Below are 14788 nucleotides of genomic sequence, written 5' to 3' on the forward strand. Positions count from 1 at the left end.
GGTTCTTGCAATCCGGTCAGGCGCTTTGCTTCTTGCCGGATGCTTTGAGCGCATCCTCGGCTATTTTCCTGACCCTTTCCAGTTGGATCTTGCCGAGCGCATTGCGCGGCAATTCCTGCGCGAAAACGACGGATTTCGGGTGCTTGTAGCGCGCCAGACGCCCGTCGAAGCCTGCCAGCACCGCCTCCGCGGTGAGCTCTTCGTCCGGCTCGGCGACCACCACGGCGACCGGGCTTTCGCCCCAGCGCGGATCGGCGACACCGACCACGGCGGCTTCCTTCAGACCCTCGATCTCACTGAGCACCCGTTCCAGTTCGGCCGGGTAGATGTTCTCGCCGCCGGAGATGATGACGTTCTTCAGCCGGTCCTTGAACCAGAAGACGCCCGCCTCGTCGCAAAGGGCAAGGTCCCCGGTGCGGAACCAGCCACCCCGGAACGTGTCGGCGGTCGCCGCTACGTTGTTCCAGTAGCCTTGCGTGATGTTGCCGCCCTTCAGCTCGATCTCGCCGATCTCGCCGGGACCGGCATTGCGCTCGCCGAGGCGGATGCGGGCCCTGGTGTGCAGGCCGGGGCGGCCGATGGCGCCGAATTCGGCCGCCGGATCGCCACGCCGCTGGTAGATCGCCACCGGCCCGGTCTCGGTCGCGCCATAGACCTGCAACACCGGCACGCCGCGCTCGACGAAGGCGCGCATCAGGGCGTGCGGCACGTCGGAGGAACCGGTCGCCACCAGCCGCAGCGAGGACAGGTCCGCAGTCTCCCAGCCGGGATGGGCGATCAGCGCGGCCAGCATCGCCGGCACCAGGACGGTCAGGTCGGGACGCTGGTCGCGGATCGCGGCGAGCGTCGCGCCGGGATGGAAGCGGTCGTGCAGGATCACCGTTGCGCCGGCATAGAGAGCCGGCGTCGTCTGGATGTTGAGCCCGCCGACATGGAACATCGGCAGGACGGTCAGCACCGTGTCGGTGGCGGCGATCTCCTGCATGTGCAGGGCGTTCAGTGCATTGGCCTCGACGGCGGCCTGGGTCAGCACGGCGCCCTTTGGCCGACCGGTCGTGCCGGAGGTGTAGACGATGAGAAGGGGATCCTGCGCGCTGCCGTCGCCCTCGCCATGGGCGAGCGGCGCGACCTCCGCTGTCAGGCGGGCGAGCCCGCCCGTGGCCGGGTCGGCGAGGAGTGCCTCGGGAAGCGGGGCGATGGTAGCCATCGCGGCAAGGGTTGCGGCGAAATCCGGCTGGTGCACCAAGAGCCTGGCGCCGCTGTCGGCCACCGCATGGGCGAGTTCCGGCGGGGCCAGGCGCCAGTTCAGCGGCACGACGATGGCGCCGAGCCGGGCGGCGGCGAAGGTCAGCAGAAGCTGGTCGGGCGAATTGGTGCCGAGATAGGCGATCCGCTCGCCGCGCGTGATGCTATGGCGGACGGCTAGCGCGCCGGCCAGCCGGCCGATGCGGGCGGCGAGTGCGGCGTAGTCGATCCGCTCGTCGCCGAAGACCAGGGCCGTCTTGTCCGGGGTGAAGCGCGCATGCGCCTCGATCCAGTGGTCGATCGACGTCACTCGTCGGTTTCTCCCGGCAGGTAGAGGCTTTCGCGGCCGATCCGGTCGAGGCAGATCTCGGCGGTCCAGGGCAGCATCAGGGCGCCGCAGCGGCTGTCGCGATACAGCCGCTCCAGCGGCAGTTCCTTCAGCATCGACTGGCCGCCGCAGGTGCGGATGGCGAGCTGGCAGATCTCGTTGGCGTTCTCCATCACCGTGTAATGGGCGGCCCAGGCGCGCAGCATCTGCTCGCGCGAGGGATCGGGGCCGGCCTCGGTGATCGCCTGGAACCACAGCGCCTTGGTCTGCTCCAGCATCAGGTGCATCTGGGCGACGCCCATCTGCTTGGTCGGGAACATGCGCCGCTTGACCGGCGGCAGGCCGGGCCACTCGCCGCGCAGGTATTTCACGGTGAAGTCGAAGGCCGCCTGGGCGATGCCCATATAGGTCGGCGACAGGGTCATGAACATGTGCGGCCAGCGGCTGGCGGCCTGGTAGTAGACGCCGCGCGGCATCAATGCCTCGTCCTCGGAGACGAAGACGTCCTTGAACAGCAGGGTGCGCGAGACGGTGCCGCGCATGCCGAGCGGGTCCCAAGGGCCGACCACCTCGACGCCCTCGGCGGTTGCCGGAACGGCGATATACATCGTGTCGCGGCGCGAGGGCCGCTCGCCCTCCTTCATCTCGCCGCAGAGGATACCGTAATAGTCGGCATGGCCGGACAGGGAGGCGAAGATCTTCTTGCCGTTGATGATCCAGCCGCCGTCGACCTTGCGGGCGGAGGTGGAAAAGGGCACGGCGCCGGCCGCGGCCGCGCCGCCTTCCGAGAAGGGCTGCGAGTAGATAGCCCCGCCTTCCAGGATGCGCCTATAGTGAACGGCACGGCGCTGGCGATGCAATGCGCGCTCGCCGGCCTCGATTTCCAGGTCGTCGGTCAGCGCGCCGGTCCACAGGCAGGAGCAGACATGCATGTTCCAGGTCAGCGCCGTCGCGCCGCAATAGCGGCCGATCTCGGCCGCCGTCATCATATAGGCGCGGAACGGGGCGCCGTGGCCGCCGTCCTCCTTCGGCACGCAGATGCCGAGCAGGCCGGCCTCGTGCATGTCGCGGTAGTTCTGCGTCGGGAACACCGCGTCGCGGTCGACGGCTTCTGCACGCGGGGCGAAGCGGGACTTGGCCACCCGGCGGGCAAGGGCGGTCAGCTCCTCCTCCTGCTCGGTCAGGCGGAAGGCCTTGGGATCGAAGATCGGCTTGTCCATGTCGAGCGTCTCGAGATCGGCGACGGTCATCGGCCTGTTCCCTCTTGCGGCGTCGTTGCGCCGGTGGTCGTTTTCAGGAAATCGCGCAGCGCCGCCTCGAAGGCCTGCGGGCATTCCAGCGGCGCCAGATGACCGGTGCCGGGCAGCTCCATGTAGCGGGCATCGCGCAGCTTCTCGCCCATCCGGCGCATGGTCGGGGCGGGCGCGTTGCGGTCGACCTCGCCGGCGACGAGCAGCACCGGCACGGCGATGTCGGCCAGCGTGGCGCGCGCATCGAAGGTGGCAAGGCAGCGGATCGCCTCGCGATAGGTCGCCTCGGGCACCCGGCTCATGGCGTTGGTCGCGGCGGGCACGGCAGCGGGGTCGGCGGCCGGTCCGACGAGGTCCGGCACGAATTCGCGGGCAAGCTCGGGGATCGTGCGGCCGGCATCGAGCGGGGCCAGCCGCTCGGCGACGAAGCGCTTCTGGAACTCGCCGTCGCGGCTGCCGAAGGCGGCGGTGGTGGCGGACAGAACCAGGGTGCGCACGCGGCTCGGATGGCGGGCGACGAAGTCCTGCGCCAGCATGCCGCCGATGGAATGGCCGAGCAGGTCGACTTGGTCGAGTCCCAGCCGGTCGAGAAAGGCGAGCAGGGCCTCAGACAGGGCCGGGAAGGTCATCGGCGACAAGAGCGCAGTGCCGCCGTAGCCGGGCAGGTTCCAGCCGATGGCGTCGTGATCGCGGCCAAGCCCCTCGATCTGCGGCGCGAACATCTCCGCGTCGGCGCCGATGCCATGCAGCAGCACGACGGCGCGCTCGCCCCCGGTCCTGCGGATGTGGTCGGGGCGGCTCATCGCAGCGCCTCGATCAACTCGCCGTCCACCACCACCGGGTCGCCGTCGAGGGCGATGGTGCAGCCGCGCACCGGGATGTCGAAATGGCCCTTGGTGAAGCGGCCGGCGAACTCGTTGGCGCCTGTCGAGAACAGGAAATTGCCCGAATAGGCGCGCACTTCCGTGCCGTTGGTCTCGCGCTGGTCGTACATGGTCAGCGCCTCGTAGCGGGCGCCGGCATTCATGCCGAAGCCGACATGGGCGACCGCATAGGCCTCGCGCTCGCCCCAGGCGGCAAGATAGCGGCGGGTCAGCTCGGCATCGGTGCCCTCGCCCTCGATCTGCGTCACATAATCGTCGACGATGGTGAGGCGGACGGGGCGCTCGAGATAGCGCTTGAAGGTCAGGTTGATGTCGCCGGCATCCAGCACCAAGGTGCCGTTGACGCTGTGGGCGGCGGGGAAGCTGACGACGAGGCCGGCGGGCCAGTGGGCGACGGAGCCCGGCCGGTCGCACCAGCCCCAGACGCCGACGGTCGAGGCGCCGGTCATGGCGACCTTGAGATCGGTGCCGGCGGCCGACGTGACGGTCATCTCGCGCGCCGCGCGGATGCGGGCGACCGCCTCGCGCACCCGGTCCTTGTCGCGCGGCTGCGGCAGCAGGCGCTCCAGCGCGTCCGGATGTTCGTTTGAAATCATCAACATGCGGGCGCCGCCAGCAATGATGCGCGGCAGCTCGGGCGCGTGCAGCAGGCCCTCGACCGTCAGGTCGACGACAAGGCCGCTGGCGGCAAGGGCGGCAATCGCCGCGTCCTGTCCGGTGAGCGCTGCCGAGGCGCCGGTCGAGCGCACCGGCACCGGCGCATCCTGCGGCGGCGTCGGCACGACCACATGGAAGGGGCGGGCGCCGAGGCGCTGCAAGGCGAGTTCGGCGATGTGGACGTTGAGGGCGCGCGATTGGGTTTCGGAGAGGATCGCGACACTCTCCCCCGGCGCCACCTTGCACAAGGAGAAGACGGCCGCGAAGGCGTCGATCCACTTTCCCTCGATCCTGTCGGCGAGCATCAGATCCTCCTCCCGATCCGTCCTGCCAATCGCTGTGCGCCGGTCGGGCCCGGCACGGCCCGACCCGTGCCAATCGGCGCTTTGTTGCGCCGACGGGGCATTTTCCGCAGCAAGCGAAAAGAACTTGGAGGATCCTAGCAATTTCATTATTGTATGAAAAGGAATAATTTTGAGCATGAAGTTGTTGCCGGCCGGCAACGGCAGCCCGAAACCCCGACGGCGCGAGGACAGGCCATGATCAGCGACCACCGCAGCTTCCGCAGCGCCCTCGGGCGGTTCGTCACCGGCGTCACCATCGTCACCACGCTGGACGAAGCCGGCCGGCCGGTCGGGCTGACGGCGAATTCGTTCAATTCGGTCTCGCTCGATCCGCCGATGGTGCTGTGGAGCCTGGCGCGAAAATCGCAGAATCTCGCCGTTTTCCAGCGGTCCCGGCACTATGCGGTGAACATTCTCGCCGCCGATCAGCGGGCGCTGTCCGAGCGATTCGCGCGGCCGGTGGAGGACCGTTTCGCCGGGGTTTCGTGGCGACCGGGGGCCTGCGGCGTGCCGGTGCTGGCGGGGGTAACCGCGGTGTTCGAGTGCCGCAACGAGACCCGGGTGGAGGGCGGCGACCACCTGGTTTTCCTCGGGAGGGTCGAGGCCTTCGACCATGCCGACCGCGCGCCGCTGATCTATCATTCCGGACGCTACGCGACCGCGAGCTATGCCGATCCCTCGGCTGTCCTGCCCGAATGAGAGGCGTGCAATGACCGACACCGCGGCAGACGGCCCGTCCGGGCGCTTCGTCGACGGCTATCTGCTCTACCTGCTGGCACGGGCGTCGAGCGTCGCCAGCGCCGAATTCCACGAGGAAGTGCGGGCGCGCGGCGTGCCGGTCGTGGTGTGGCGGGTCCTCGCCTCGCTGAAGGGGGCGGACGAGGGGCTGACCGTCGGCGATCTGGCGAAAAGCTGCCTCGCCAAGCAGCCGGCGATCTCCAAGACCGTCGACAAGCTGGTCGGCAAGGGGCTGGTCGACCGCCACGAGGACGCCGAGGACCGGCGCCGGGTGCGGGTGCGGCTGACGCCGGCGGGCGAGGCGCATGTCGACGAGCTTATCCTCGCCGCAAGGGCGCATCAGGCGCGGCTGGTCGAGGCGATCGGAAAGGGGGAAATCGAGACGCTGCGCCGCGCCCTGCTGCGGCTGATCGAGCGGGCGGGAGCGGGTGCTCCGCCCGTCGAGGTCGATGCGATCCCGGATGAATAGCTATTTAATTTCAGTGTGTTACCAATATTGAGAAAAATTGAGACGGATTTTGCAAAATTCCGTCTCAAAATCCCGAAAAGTTGCGCTGTTGCATCCAAACGCCGCAACGGGTTCAATCGGCCCGCACGCCCCGCCGGGGTCTGCCGCAGGCGGGTCAGCATGTATCTCGACGTCCAGCACCAGCGTACCTTCTACGACCTGCCGCTCGGGCGGATGATGCGGGTGCTGGTCGGCGCGCGGATCCGCGCCCGCTGGCCCGACCTGACAGGGCGGGCGCTGCTCGGGGTCGGCTACGCCGCGCCCTACATGCGGCCGTATCTGGAAGAGGTGGAGCGGTGCATCGCCGCGATGCCGGCGGCGCAGGGCGTGGTCGCCTGGCCGCGCGGCGGGCGCAACTCGGCGGTGCTGGTCGACGAGACCGAACTGCCGTTCCCCGATCACGTCTTCGACAATGCGCTGGTCGTCCACTGCCTCGATCATTGCGGGGATGCGGAAGCGCTGTTGCGCGAGATCTGGCGGGTGCTGGTGCCGGGCGGGCGGATGATCGTCGTCGTCGCCAACCGGCGGGGATTGTGGGCGCGCTCGGAGATATCCCCGTTCGGCTACGGCCGGCCGTTCTCGCGGGGGCAGATCGAGGGGCTGCTGCGCGCCTGCCAGTTCCGCCCGTCGGGAAGCGACGAGGCGCTGTGCCTGCCGCCGACCCGCTCGCGGCTGGTGCTGCGCAGCGCGCCGGCCTGGGACCGGATCGGCCGCCGGCTGTGGCCGGCCTTTGCCGGGCTGCTGGTGATCGAGGCGGAGAAGCAGTTGTTCCGCGGCGCGCCGGCCGGCGGCGAGACGCGGCTGCTGAAGGCGCTGCGCCCGGTCTTCGTGCCGGAGGGCGCCGCGCCCGGCATGAACGGGCGCGCCGGCTCCGGGTTCAGCAAGTCCGGCCTTACGAGCGTTTCAGCAGGAACAGCGCCTGTTCGCCGATCAGGTTCCAGACCCACCAGGGCGCGGTGAAGCCGACCGGCCGGCCGCGCGCATCCAGCGCCATCGACTTGACGATCCGCGCATCGGCCTCCTGGCACAGGGCGACGAAGTCGCGGATCGTGCAGAAATGGATGTTCGGCGTGTCGTACCAGGAATAGGGCAGGTAGTCGGTGACCGGCATGCGGCCGCCGAGCAGCAATTGCAGCCGGTTGCGCCAGAAGCCGAAATTCGGGAAGGAGACGATGACGTTGGAGCCGATCCGCAGCAGCTCCTCCAGCACCCGGCGCGGCGCGTAGGTCGCCTGCAGGGTCTGGCTGAGGATGACGAAGTCGAAGGCATCGTCCGGATAGTCGGCAAGGTCGCGGTCGGCGTCGCCCTGGACGACGGAGAGGCCGCGCGCGACGCAAGCATTGACGCCGGCCTGCGACAGTTCCAGCCCCCGCCCGTCGACCTGTTTCTCGCGGATCAAAAGGTCGAGCAGCTCGCCCTCGCCGCAGCCGATGTCGAGCACCCGCGAGCCGGGCGCGACGAGATCGGCGACGAGGCGATGGTCGCCGCGCGCGCCGCCGCCCGCCGCCTGCGGCGCGGTGGTCGGAACCGGCGGCGCGTCCACCGCCGCCTCGGGTGTGCTGATGGCCGTCACGCTCATGCGATCCCTCCCGCCGGCGGGGCGATCCCGCGCGCATGCGCCGCGCCGGTCAGGAAGCCGAGCACGGTGCGGAACATTTCCGGCTCGTCGAGCAGGAAGGCGTCATGGCCGCGGTCGCTCTCCACCTCGACGAAGGAGACGTTGGCGGCGGCCGCGTTCAGCGCCTTGACCACCGCCTTGCTCTCGGCCGTGGGAAACAGCCAGTCGGAGGTGAAGGACATGACGCAGAAGCGGGTCGGCGAATGCAGGAAGGCGCGCGGCAGCGAGCCGCCGAAATCCGCCGCCAGGTCGAAATAGTCCATCGCCCGGGTGACATAGAGATAGGAATTGGGGTCGAACCGGTCGACGAAGGTCATGCCCTGGTGGCGCAGGTAGCTCTCGATCTGGAAATCGGCGTCGAAGCCGAAGGTGATCGCCTCGCGGTCCTGCAGGTTGCGGCCGAACTTGCGGTGCAGCGCCGGGTCGGAGAGATAGGTGATATGGGCGGCCATGCGCGCCACCGCCAGCCCCTTGGAGGGGCGCACGCCGCGCTCGAAATAGCGCCCGCCGCACCAGTTGGGATCGGCCATCACCGCCTGGCGGCCGACCTCGTGGAAGGCGATGTTCTGCGAGGAATGGCGGGCGGCGGCGGCGATCGGCACGGCGGAGAACACCCGCTCGGGATAGCTCACCGCCCATTGCAGCACCTGCATGCCGCCCATCGAGCCGCCGACCACGGAAAACAGCGTCTCGATGCCGAGATGGTCGAGCAGCACCGCCTGGGCGCGGACCATGTCGCGGATCGTCACCAGCGGCAGGTCGAGGCCCCAGCGCCGGCCGGTCGCCGGATTTGTCGAGGCCGGCCCGGTGGTGCCGAGGCAGCCGCCGAGCACATTGGCGCAGATGACGAAGAAGCGGTCGGTGTCGACCGGCCTGCCGGGGCCGACGAGCAGCGACCACCAGCCGGGCTTGCCGGTCAGCGGGTTGCGCGAGGCGACATACTGGTCGCCGGTCAGCGCGTGGCAGACGAGAATCGCGTTGCTGCGGTCCTCGTTCAGCGTGCCATAGGTCTCGTAGGCGATCTGCCAGGGATCGAGCACGGTGCCGCAATCGAGCTGCAAGGCCCTGTCGCCGCCGAACTTCTCGACGCGGCTCGACGGCGTGTCAGCCTCGCTGGCGGGCGCGGCCCGCAGCTCCGGCGGGCCCTGGTCCAGTGGGCTCTGTTCGGCGGTCGTGTCCTTGCTCATCTGCGCCGGACATCCTCCTGATGGCGTTCCTATAGCGGCGTTCCGTTGGCGGCGTGGCAGCGGCCCGAAACCCTTCGGCGCGCCGGCTGCAACGCGCCCGCAGGCCCGTTCCGGCTCCTTGCCGGTTCCTGGCCGGGCCCCGTCCTGGCTCCCGTCCGGGCTCCCGGCCTGCGGGACCACGAGACGTAGGAGCACGTCCCGACAAGGTCAATGTTTTCTTTTGCTTTCGCAAGGCGCACTGCCTATGAGTATGCGCTGGCCGGCGCCTGCTCGAAAGCGGGCGCCGGCCGGTGTTCTTGCAAGCGGCCGGCCTGCCCGCCGGCCGAGACAGCCCGCAGTCAGGAATTTCGGCCATGCTGACGACCGCCGATCCCCGTTCCCCGTCCCGTCCCGAGCCGCGTCCCGGCATTCTCGACATCGCCGCCTATGTGCCCGGCCGGACCAAGTCGACGGGGGGCGCCAAGCTCCACAAGCTGTCCTCCAACGAGACGCCGCTGGGCCCGAGCCCGCGCGCCGTGGAGGCGTTCAGCGCCTGCGCCGGCCATCTGGAGCTCTATCCGGACGGCGGCTCGACGGGCCTGCGCGAGGCGATCGCCGATGTCTATGGCCTCAACCCGGAGCGGATGATCTGCGGCAACGGCTCGGACGAGATCCTGGAGCTGGTGGCGCGCGCCTATATCGGCCCGGGCGACGAGGGGCTCTACAGCGAATACGGTTTCCTGGTCTACAAGATCGCCGTGCTGGCGGCCGGCGGCACGCCGGTGGTCGCGCCGGAGCGGGACCTGACGGCGGATGTGGATGCGCTGCTGGCGCGGGTGACGCCGCGCACCAAGGTGGTGTTCCTCGCCAATCCGAACAATCCGACCGGCACCTACCTGCCCTTCGACGAGATCCGCCGCCTGCATGCCGGCCTGCCGCCGCATGTGCTGCTGGTGCTGGACGCGGCCTATGCGGAGTATGTCCGTCGCAATGACTACGAGGCCGGCGTCGAACTGGCGGCGACGGCGGAGAACGTGCTGATGACCCGCACCTTCTCCAAGATCTATGGCCTTGCGGCGCTGCGCATCGGCTGGGGCTATGGCCCGGCGCATGTGATCGACGCGCTGAACCGGGTGCGCGGGCCGTTCAACGTCTCCGCCGCGGCACAGGCCGCCGGCATTGCTGCGGTGCGCGACCGCGCCTTCCTGGAAACCGCCGTCGCCCATAACGACACCTGGCTCGCCTGGGTGAGCCGGGAAGTGGCGGCGCTGGGCCTTGCGGTCACGCCGAGCGTCGGCAATTTCGTGCTGATCCACTTCCCCGAGGAGCCCGGCCGCACGGCGGCGGAGGCCGATGCCTATCTGAGCGCGCGCGGATGCGTGCTGCGGGCCGTCGGCGCCTATGGGCTGCCGAATGCGCTGCGCATGTCGATCGGCAGCGAGGAGGCCAATCGCGAGGTCGTCTCGGTGCTGAAGGAGTTCCTCGCCGGGCGCTGAGGCGTCCCGGCGATGGCCGCCGCGCCCGGCGCCGGCGGCCGCAAGTGTCAGGCCTTTTCATGTCAGATCCGAAATTCCGCCGCCTTGCCCTGATCGGCATCGGCCTCATCGGCTCTTCGATCGCGCATGCGGCGCGGCGCGAGGGGCTGGCCGGAGAGATCGCCATTTCCACCCGCTCGGAGCAGACGCTGCGCCGGGCCGAGGAACTGGGGCTCGGCGACAGCTATCATCTCGATGCCGCCGAGGCGGTGAGCGGTGCCGATCTCGTCATCCTCTGCGTGCCGGTGGGCGCCAGCGAGGCGGTGGCGAAGTGGATCGCCCCGGCGCTGGCGCCGGGCGCCATCGTCACCGATGTCGGCTCGACCAAGGCCTCGGTGGTGCGGCAGATGGCGCCGCATCTGCCGGACGGGGTGCATTTCATCCCCGGCCATCCGATCGCCGGCACCGAACATTCGGGCCCGGATGCGGGCTTCGCCGAGCTGTTCCGCAACCGCTGGTGCATCCTGACGCCGGTGCCGGGCACCGACCCTGCGGCGCTGGAGCGGCTCTCGGCCTTCTGGCGGGCCTGCGGCTCGATGGTCGACACGATGGATGCCGAGCATCACGACCTGGTGCTCGCCATCGTCTCGCATGTGCCGCATATCATCGCCTATAACATCGTCGGCACCGCCGACGACCTGGAGACGGTGACCAAGTCGGAAGTGATCAAGTATTCCGCCTCGGGCTTCCGCGATTTCACGCGGCTTGCCGCCTCCGATCCGACCATGTGGCGCGACGTCTGCCTGCACAACAAGGACGCGATCCTGGAAATGCTGGCGCGCTTTTCCGAGGACCTGTCGGCCTTGCAGCGGGCGGTGCGCTGGGGCGACGGCGAGGCGCTGTTCGAGCTGTTCACCCGCACCCGCGGCATCCGCCGCTCGATCGTCGAGGCGGGCCAGGAGACCGACGCGCCGAATTTCGGCCGCGACGCCAAGCGGTAGGCGGATTTCGGCGGATCGGTCGGGGCGGGATCGCTCGCGGCCAGGATCAGTCTCTGATGGGGTGGACCTCGTCGCGGCCGGGGCAGGTGGCGAGCGCCTGGCGCGCCGTGCGGCCGTCGCCGAGCGGCGCATCGGGCCAGATCTCGGCCAGCGGCACCAGCACGAAGGCGCGCTCGCCCATGCGCGGATGCGGGATGGTCAGGCCGTCCTCCTCGATCCGCGTGTCGCCATAGATCAGCACGTCGATATCGATGACGCGCGGGCCCCAGCGGACATCGCGGACGCGGCCGAGGCCGCGCTCGATCTCCAGGCAGCGGTCGAGCAGGGCGCGCGGCGACAGCCGGGTCTCGATCACCACGCAGGCATTGCGATAGTCGTCCTGCGGCACCGGCCCCCAGGGCGGGGTGCGGTAGTCGGAGGAGCGGGCGACGACGACGATGCCGGGCGTTGCGGCCAGCGCGGCGAGCGCCGCCTCCAGATGGCCGAGCGTGTCGCCGATGTTCGATCCGAGGCCGAGCGCGGCGCGCACCAGATCCTCGTGTTGGGCTGCGCTCATCCGGCGTGCTCGCTCATGGTGGCATGGGCGATGCGGGCGGCATCGACATGCGGCTGGACATTGTGGACGCGGACCATCGCCGCGCCCTTGATGAAGGCGATGGTGTGCAGGGCGAGGGAGCCGTAGAGCCGGTCTTCGGTGTCGACGTCGAGCACGGCGCCGATCAGCCGCTTGCGCGAGGCGCCGACCAGCAGCGGCAACCCGTGGCGGGCGAAATGCTCCAGCCGGTTGATCGTCTTGTAGCTCTGGTCCGGCGTCTTGCCGAAGCCGATGCCGGGGTCGAGCATCTGCCGCTCCGGCGGAATGCCGGCACGGGCGGCGAGCTCCATCGAGCGCTCGAAGGAGCGGTCGATATCGGCGATGATGTCGAGGCCGGGATCGGTGGTGTCGCGGTTGTGCATCATGATCACGGCGGCGCCGGTCTCGGCGATGGTGGCGGCCATCGCCGGATCCTTCTGCAGGCCCCAGATGTCGTTGACGATGACCGCGCCGAGGGCGCAGGCCTTCGCGGCGACGTCGGCCTTGTAGGTGTCGATGGAGACGGGCGCGCCGAGGGCGATGATCGCCGCCAGCACCGGGGCGAGGCGGCGCCATTCCTCCTCGGCCGGCACCGGCAGGGCGTTCGGCCGGGTGCTCTCGGCGCCGACATCGATGACGTCGACGCCATGCGCGATCATCCGCCGCGCGCTGGCGAGCGCATCGTCGCGGGCAAGGAAGCGGCCGCCGTCGGAGAAGGAGTCCGGCGTGATGTTGAGGATGCCCATCACCCGCGGCCGGTCGAACGGCAGCACGCCGCGGCTATGGCGCAGGAGGCGCGGCGCCCGTGCCTGCGGGGCCGGCGAAGGGGACCCGTGCTCCCGGTGAGATGATGTCATGCGCGATGCCCCGGCTTGTGCGATGCCCCGGTCTGGCGCGGACCCGCTGCGGCGCGAGGTCCCGGCCCGGCACCACGGCCGGGGCGTTTCGCTCGCGGGTTTGCGACGTTCGCCCCGCCGCGTCAAGGCCCAATCGCATGACGCGGCATGCCGCAGCGTCAGGCCTTGCCCGGCGCCGCGTCGCGGCGGGCGTTGATCCGGCCGAGCAGCAGATAGGAGGCGACCGCGACGAACAGCATTGCCGGCGGCACCAGGGTGATGCCGAGCAGCGGATTGCCGAGCGCGGCGATCACCAGGCTGCCGAGGAGACCGGCGCCGAATTGCAGGAAGCCCATCAGCGCCGAGGCGGCGCCGGCCATGCGCGGAAAGCCCTGCAGCGCCGCGCTGGTGGTGGAGGGAAGCGACAGGGCGAGGGAGAAGGCGAAGGCCCCGACCGGCAGCATCACCCCGAGAAAGGTCGGCGGCAGCAGCAGCAGCGAGGCGAGCAGCGCCGTGGCGGCGACGACCATGCCGGTCATGCCGAAGGGCAGCAGCCGCGCCGCGTCGACCCGGCGCATGGCGATGCCGGCGACGATGGTGCCGGAGATGAACGAGCCGGACTGCACCATCATGCCGAAGCCGAACTGGCTCGGCGTCAGGCCGACATGGTCGATCATCACGAAGGGCAGCACCGAGGCGAGGGTGTAGATGGTGCCGATGCCGAAGCCGACCAGCAGGCTGGGCTGCATGTAGCGCGGGTCGCTCAGCAGCGCCCAGTAATTGCGCAGCAGCACCCGCGGCCGCAGGTTGGCGCGGTCGATATAGGGATTGGTCTCGCGCAGGCAGGCGAGCACCGCAAGGCCGAGGACAAGGCCGTAGATCAGCATCGCCCAGAAGATCTCGCGCCAGCCGAACAGTTCCAGCGTGACGCCGCCGATGGTCGGCGCCAGCGCCGGGCCGACCGCCAGCATCATGGCGATGGTGTTCATGATCCGGGCCGAGGTCTGGCCGGTGAACTGGTCGCGGACGATGGCGCGGGCGACGGCGACGCCGACCGAGGCGCCGACGCCCTGCAGGGTGCGGGCGACGATCATCCATTCGATGGTGGGGGCGAAGGTCGCAAGCACCGTCGAGGCGAGATAGAGCGCCAGGAAGACGATTGTGACCGGCCGGCGGCCGAAGGCGTCCGACAGCGGGCCGCAGACGAGCTGGGTCAGCGCGAAACCGGCGAAATAGGCGGTCAGCGTCAGCTTGACCGCGCCCTGCGTGGTGCCGAAGGCCTCGGCCAGCACCGGCATCGCCGGGGTGTAGAGGGCCATGGTGATCGGCCCGATGGCGACCAGCGCGGCGCCGAGCAGCGAGGTGTGCATCTCGCTCATGATCGGGCCGCCGTCCGGCGGGGCCGGCCGCCCGGTCTGCGCGCGCGGGGCGCCGGGGGCAAGGGCGGGGTCGAGCGGGGGAAGGCTGTCGATCGCCTGGGAAACGGGGGCGGTGCTGCTCATGCGCGGTCCGATTGGTCGGGTGTCTGGTCTGATGCGGGGTCTGATGCCGGGTCGGGGGAGGCGTGCAGGTTGGCGTGCATGCGCTCGAGCAGGGCATAGACCGCGTCCATCTCCGGCCGGCTCATGCCGGCCAGGGCGGCGCGGCGGATGGCAAGGCCCTCGGCATGAATGCGGTCCAGCACCGGTTCGGCCGCCGCCGTCAAGGCGACGAGCTTGGCCCGCCGGTCGGACGGGTCGGGGCGGCGGGCGACGAGGCCGGCCGCCTCCAGCCGGTCGAGGAAGCCGCACATGGTCATCGGCTCGACGCCGAAGCGCTCGGCCAGCGCGCCCTGGCGCTGGTCGGGATAGTGCTCGACGAAGGCGAGGGTGCGGGCCTCGCCGACGGTGAGGCCGGTGTCGGCCTCAGCCAGCGCCTTCTCGAAGCGGCGGCGCAGCAGCCGGGCGATGTCGCCGACGAGAAACCCGAGCGGCCGGGTCGGGAGATCGGGTTCCATAAGCTTCCCAGATAATATGGCTGCCTTATCAAATGCGCCCGTCCCGCGCGCCTGTCAAGCCGGCGCCGCGTAATGCTGCGTTGCAAGAATCCGGCTCTGACTGTATAGAGGGCGCGAAAATCCGCGGGTCCCGGTGGGCCCGCGTTGTCATTTCCGGAGCAGCCAGCA

The 14788-nt window shown here is 69.8% G+C and carries 15 protein-coding genes; 5 read left to right on the forward strand and 10 right to left on the reverse strand.

Features of this window, described 5'->3' with window-relative positions; translation table 11 throughout:
• Nucleotides 1–16: 16 nt before the first annotated feature.
• From P2PM1_RS17465 to P2PM1_RS17480, 4 genes are read right to left on the reverse strand one after another with little or no spacing between them, the layout of a single operon-like run.
• Nucleotides 17–1555, reverse strand: a complete 1539-nt coding sequence (locus P2PM1_RS17465; protein ID WP_244301549.1) for a class I adenylate-forming enzyme family protein — start codon at nucleotides 1553–1555, stop codon at nucleotides 17–19.
• Complete coding sequence (locus tag P2PM1_RS17470; protein WP_186399918.1) at nucleotides 1552–2823, reverse strand: acyl-CoA dehydrogenase family protein; 1272 nt, start codon at nucleotides 2821–2823, stop codon at nucleotides 1552–1554. Before P2PM1_RS17470 ends, P2PM1_RS17465 begins: the two co-directional genes overlap by 4 nt.
• Nucleotides 2820–3626, reverse strand: coding sequence for an alpha/beta fold hydrolase (locus P2PM1_RS17475; protein ID WP_186399919.1), 807 nt, complete (start codon nucleotides 3624–3626; stop codon nucleotides 2820–2822). Before P2PM1_RS17475 ends, P2PM1_RS17470 begins: the two co-directional genes overlap by 4 nt.
• Nucleotides 3623–4669, reverse strand: coding sequence for a peptidase M29 (locus P2PM1_RS17480; protein ID WP_186399920.1), 1047 nt, complete (start codon nucleotides 4667–4669; stop codon nucleotides 3623–3625). Before P2PM1_RS17480 ends, P2PM1_RS17475 begins: the two co-directional genes overlap by 4 nt.
• 234 nt (nucleotides 4670–4903) lie before the next feature.
• Between P2PM1_RS17480 and P2PM1_RS17485 the strand changes: the two genes are divergently transcribed.
• The 3 genes from P2PM1_RS17485 (at nucleotide 4904) to P2PM1_RS17495 (ending at nucleotide 6914) form a co-directional block, all read left to right on the forward strand.
• A complete protein-coding gene (locus P2PM1_RS17485; RefSeq protein WP_244301550.1) occupies nucleotides 4904–5407 on the forward strand; it encodes a flavin reductase family protein in 504 nt (167 codons plus the stop codon).
• Between the two features lie 10 nt (nucleotides 5408–5417).
• The gene (locus tag P2PM1_RS17490; protein WP_186399921.1) at nucleotides 5418–5915 is read left to right on the forward strand and encodes a MarR family winged helix-turn-helix transcriptional regulator; all 498 of its coding nucleotides are present in this window, start codon (nucleotides 5418–5420) and stop codon (nucleotides 5913–5915) included.
• A 159-nt stretch (nucleotides 5916–6074) separates the two neighbouring features.
• Entirely contained in the window at nucleotides 6075–6914 is an 840-nt protein-coding gene (locus tag P2PM1_RS17495; protein WP_186399922.1) for a methyltransferase domain-containing protein, read from the forward strand.
• Here P2PM1_RS17495 and metW read toward each other — a convergent pair.
• Complete coding sequence (gene metW / locus P2PM1_RS17500; RefSeq protein ID WP_186397255.1) at nucleotides 6847–7533, reverse strand: methionine biosynthesis protein MetW; 687 nt, start codon at nucleotides 7531–7533, stop codon at nucleotides 6847–6849. The genes P2PM1_RS17495 and metW overlap by 68 nt on opposite strands.
• Entirely contained in the window at nucleotides 7530–8759 is a 1230-nt protein-coding gene (locus tag P2PM1_RS17505; protein ID WP_186399923.1) for a homoserine O-acetyltransferase, read from the reverse strand. The genes metW and P2PM1_RS17505 overlap by 4 nt, the downstream gene beginning before the upstream one ends.
• Nucleotides 8760–9112: 353 nt before the next feature.
• Here P2PM1_RS17505 and hisC point away from each other — a divergent pair, with 353 nt between their 5' ends.
• Both hisC and P2PM1_RS17515 read left to right on the forward strand, forming a co-directional pair.
• Nucleotides 9113–10234, forward strand: a complete 1122-nt coding sequence (hisC, locus tag P2PM1_RS17510; protein ID WP_186399924.1) for a histidinol-phosphate transaminase — start codon at nucleotides 9113–9115, stop codon at nucleotides 10232–10234.
• Between the two features lie 59 nt (nucleotides 10235–10293).
• Complete coding sequence (locus P2PM1_RS17515; RefSeq protein WP_186387605.1) at nucleotides 10294–11214, forward strand: prephenate/arogenate dehydrogenase family protein; 921 nt, start codon at nucleotides 10294–10296, stop codon at nucleotides 11212–11214.
• A gap of 46 nt (nucleotides 11215–11260) precedes the next feature.
• Here P2PM1_RS17515 and folK read toward each other — a convergent pair whose 3' ends face one another.
• The 4 genes from folK to P2PM1_RS17535 all read right to left on the reverse strand — a co-directional run bounded on the left by folK (nucleotide 11261) and on the right by P2PM1_RS17535 (nucleotide 14620).
• Nucleotides 11261–11770, reverse strand: a complete 510-nt coding sequence (gene folK / locus P2PM1_RS17520; RefSeq protein WP_186399925.1) for a 2-amino-4-hydroxy-6-hydroxymethyldihydropteridine diphosphokinase — start codon at nucleotides 11768–11770, stop codon at nucleotides 11261–11263.
• On the reverse strand, nucleotides 11767–12645 hold the full coding sequence (gene folP, locus P2PM1_RS17525; protein WP_208985317.1) for a dihydropteroate synthase: 879 nt from the start codon (nucleotides 12643–12645) through the stop codon (nucleotides 11767–11769). Before folP ends, folK begins: the two co-directional genes overlap by 4 nt.
• Nucleotides 12646–12803: 158 nt before the next feature.
• Nucleotides 12804–14126, reverse strand: coding sequence for a multidrug effflux MFS transporter (locus P2PM1_RS17530; protein WP_208985318.1), 1323 nt, complete (start codon nucleotides 14124–14126; stop codon nucleotides 12804–12806).
• The gene (locus P2PM1_RS17535) at nucleotides 14123–14620 is read right to left on the reverse strand and encodes a MarR family winged helix-turn-helix transcriptional regulator (protein WP_186399926.1); all 498 of its coding nucleotides are present in this window, start codon (nucleotides 14618–14620) and stop codon (nucleotides 14123–14125) included. The genes P2PM1_RS17530 and P2PM1_RS17535 overlap by 4 nt, the downstream gene beginning before the upstream one ends.
• Between the last annotated feature and the right edge of the window lie 168 nt (nucleotides 14621–14788).

Source organism: Stappia sp. P2PMeth1 (assembly GCF_900185735.1).
Lineage (GTDB): Bacteria > Pseudomonadota > Alphaproteobacteria > Rhizobiales > Stappiaceae > Stappia.

Excerpts from the sequence above, each read along its gene's own strand:
- P2PM1_RS17470 (WP_186399918.1), bottom strand. The coding sequence starts at position 2,823 with ATGACCGTCGCCGATCTCGAGACGCTCGACATGGACAAGCCGATCTTC.
- P2PM1_RS17475 (WP_186399919.1), bottom strand. The coding sequence starts at position 3,626 with ATGAGCCGCCCCGACCACATCCGCAGGACCGGGGGCGAGCGCGCCGTC.
- P2PM1_RS17480 (WP_186399920.1), bottom strand. The coding sequence starts at position 4,669 with ATGCTCGCCGACAGGATCGAGGGAAAGTGGATCGACGCCTTCGCGGCC.
- P2PM1_RS17485 (WP_244301550.1), top strand. The coding sequence starts at position 4,904 with ATGATCAGCGACCACCGCAGCTTCCGCAGCGCCCTCGGGCGGTTCGTC.
- P2PM1_RS17490 (WP_186399921.1), top strand. The coding sequence starts at position 5,418 with ATGACCGACACCGCGGCAGACGGCCCGTCCGGGCGCTTCGTCGACGGC.
- P2PM1_RS17495 (WP_186399922.1), top strand. The coding sequence starts at position 6,075 with ATGTATCTCGACGTCCAGCACCAGCGTACCTTCTACGACCTGCCGCTC.
- metW (WP_186397255.1), bottom strand. The coding sequence starts at position 7,533 with ATGAGCGTGACGGCCATCAGCACACCCGAGGCGGCGGTGGACGCGCCG.
- P2PM1_RS17505 (WP_186399923.1), bottom strand. The coding sequence starts at position 8,759 with ATGAGCAAGGACACGACCGCCGAACAGAGCCCACTGGACCAGGGCCCG.
- hisC (WP_186399924.1), top strand. The coding sequence starts at position 9,113 with ATGCTGACGACCGCCGATCCCCGTTCCCCGTCCCGTCCCGAGCCGCGT.
- P2PM1_RS17515 (WP_186387605.1), top strand. The coding sequence starts at position 10,294 with ATGTCAGATCCGAAATTCCGCCGCCTTGCCCTGATCGGCATCGGCCTC.
- folK (WP_186399925.1), bottom strand. The coding sequence starts at position 11,770 with ATGAGCGCAGCCCAACACGAGGATCTGGTGCGCGCCGCGCTCGGCCTC.
- folP (WP_208985317.1), bottom strand. The coding sequence starts at position 12,645 with ATGACATCATCTCACCGGGAGCACGGGTCCCCTTCGCCGGCCCCGCAG.
- P2PM1_RS17530 (WP_208985318.1), bottom strand. The coding sequence starts at position 14,126 with ATGAGCAGCACCGCCCCCGTTTCCCAGGCGATCGACAGCCTTCCCCCG.
- P2PM1_RS17535 (WP_186399926.1), bottom strand. The coding sequence starts at position 14,620 with ATGGAACCCGATCTCCCGACCCGGCCGCTCGGGTTTCTCGTCGGCGAC.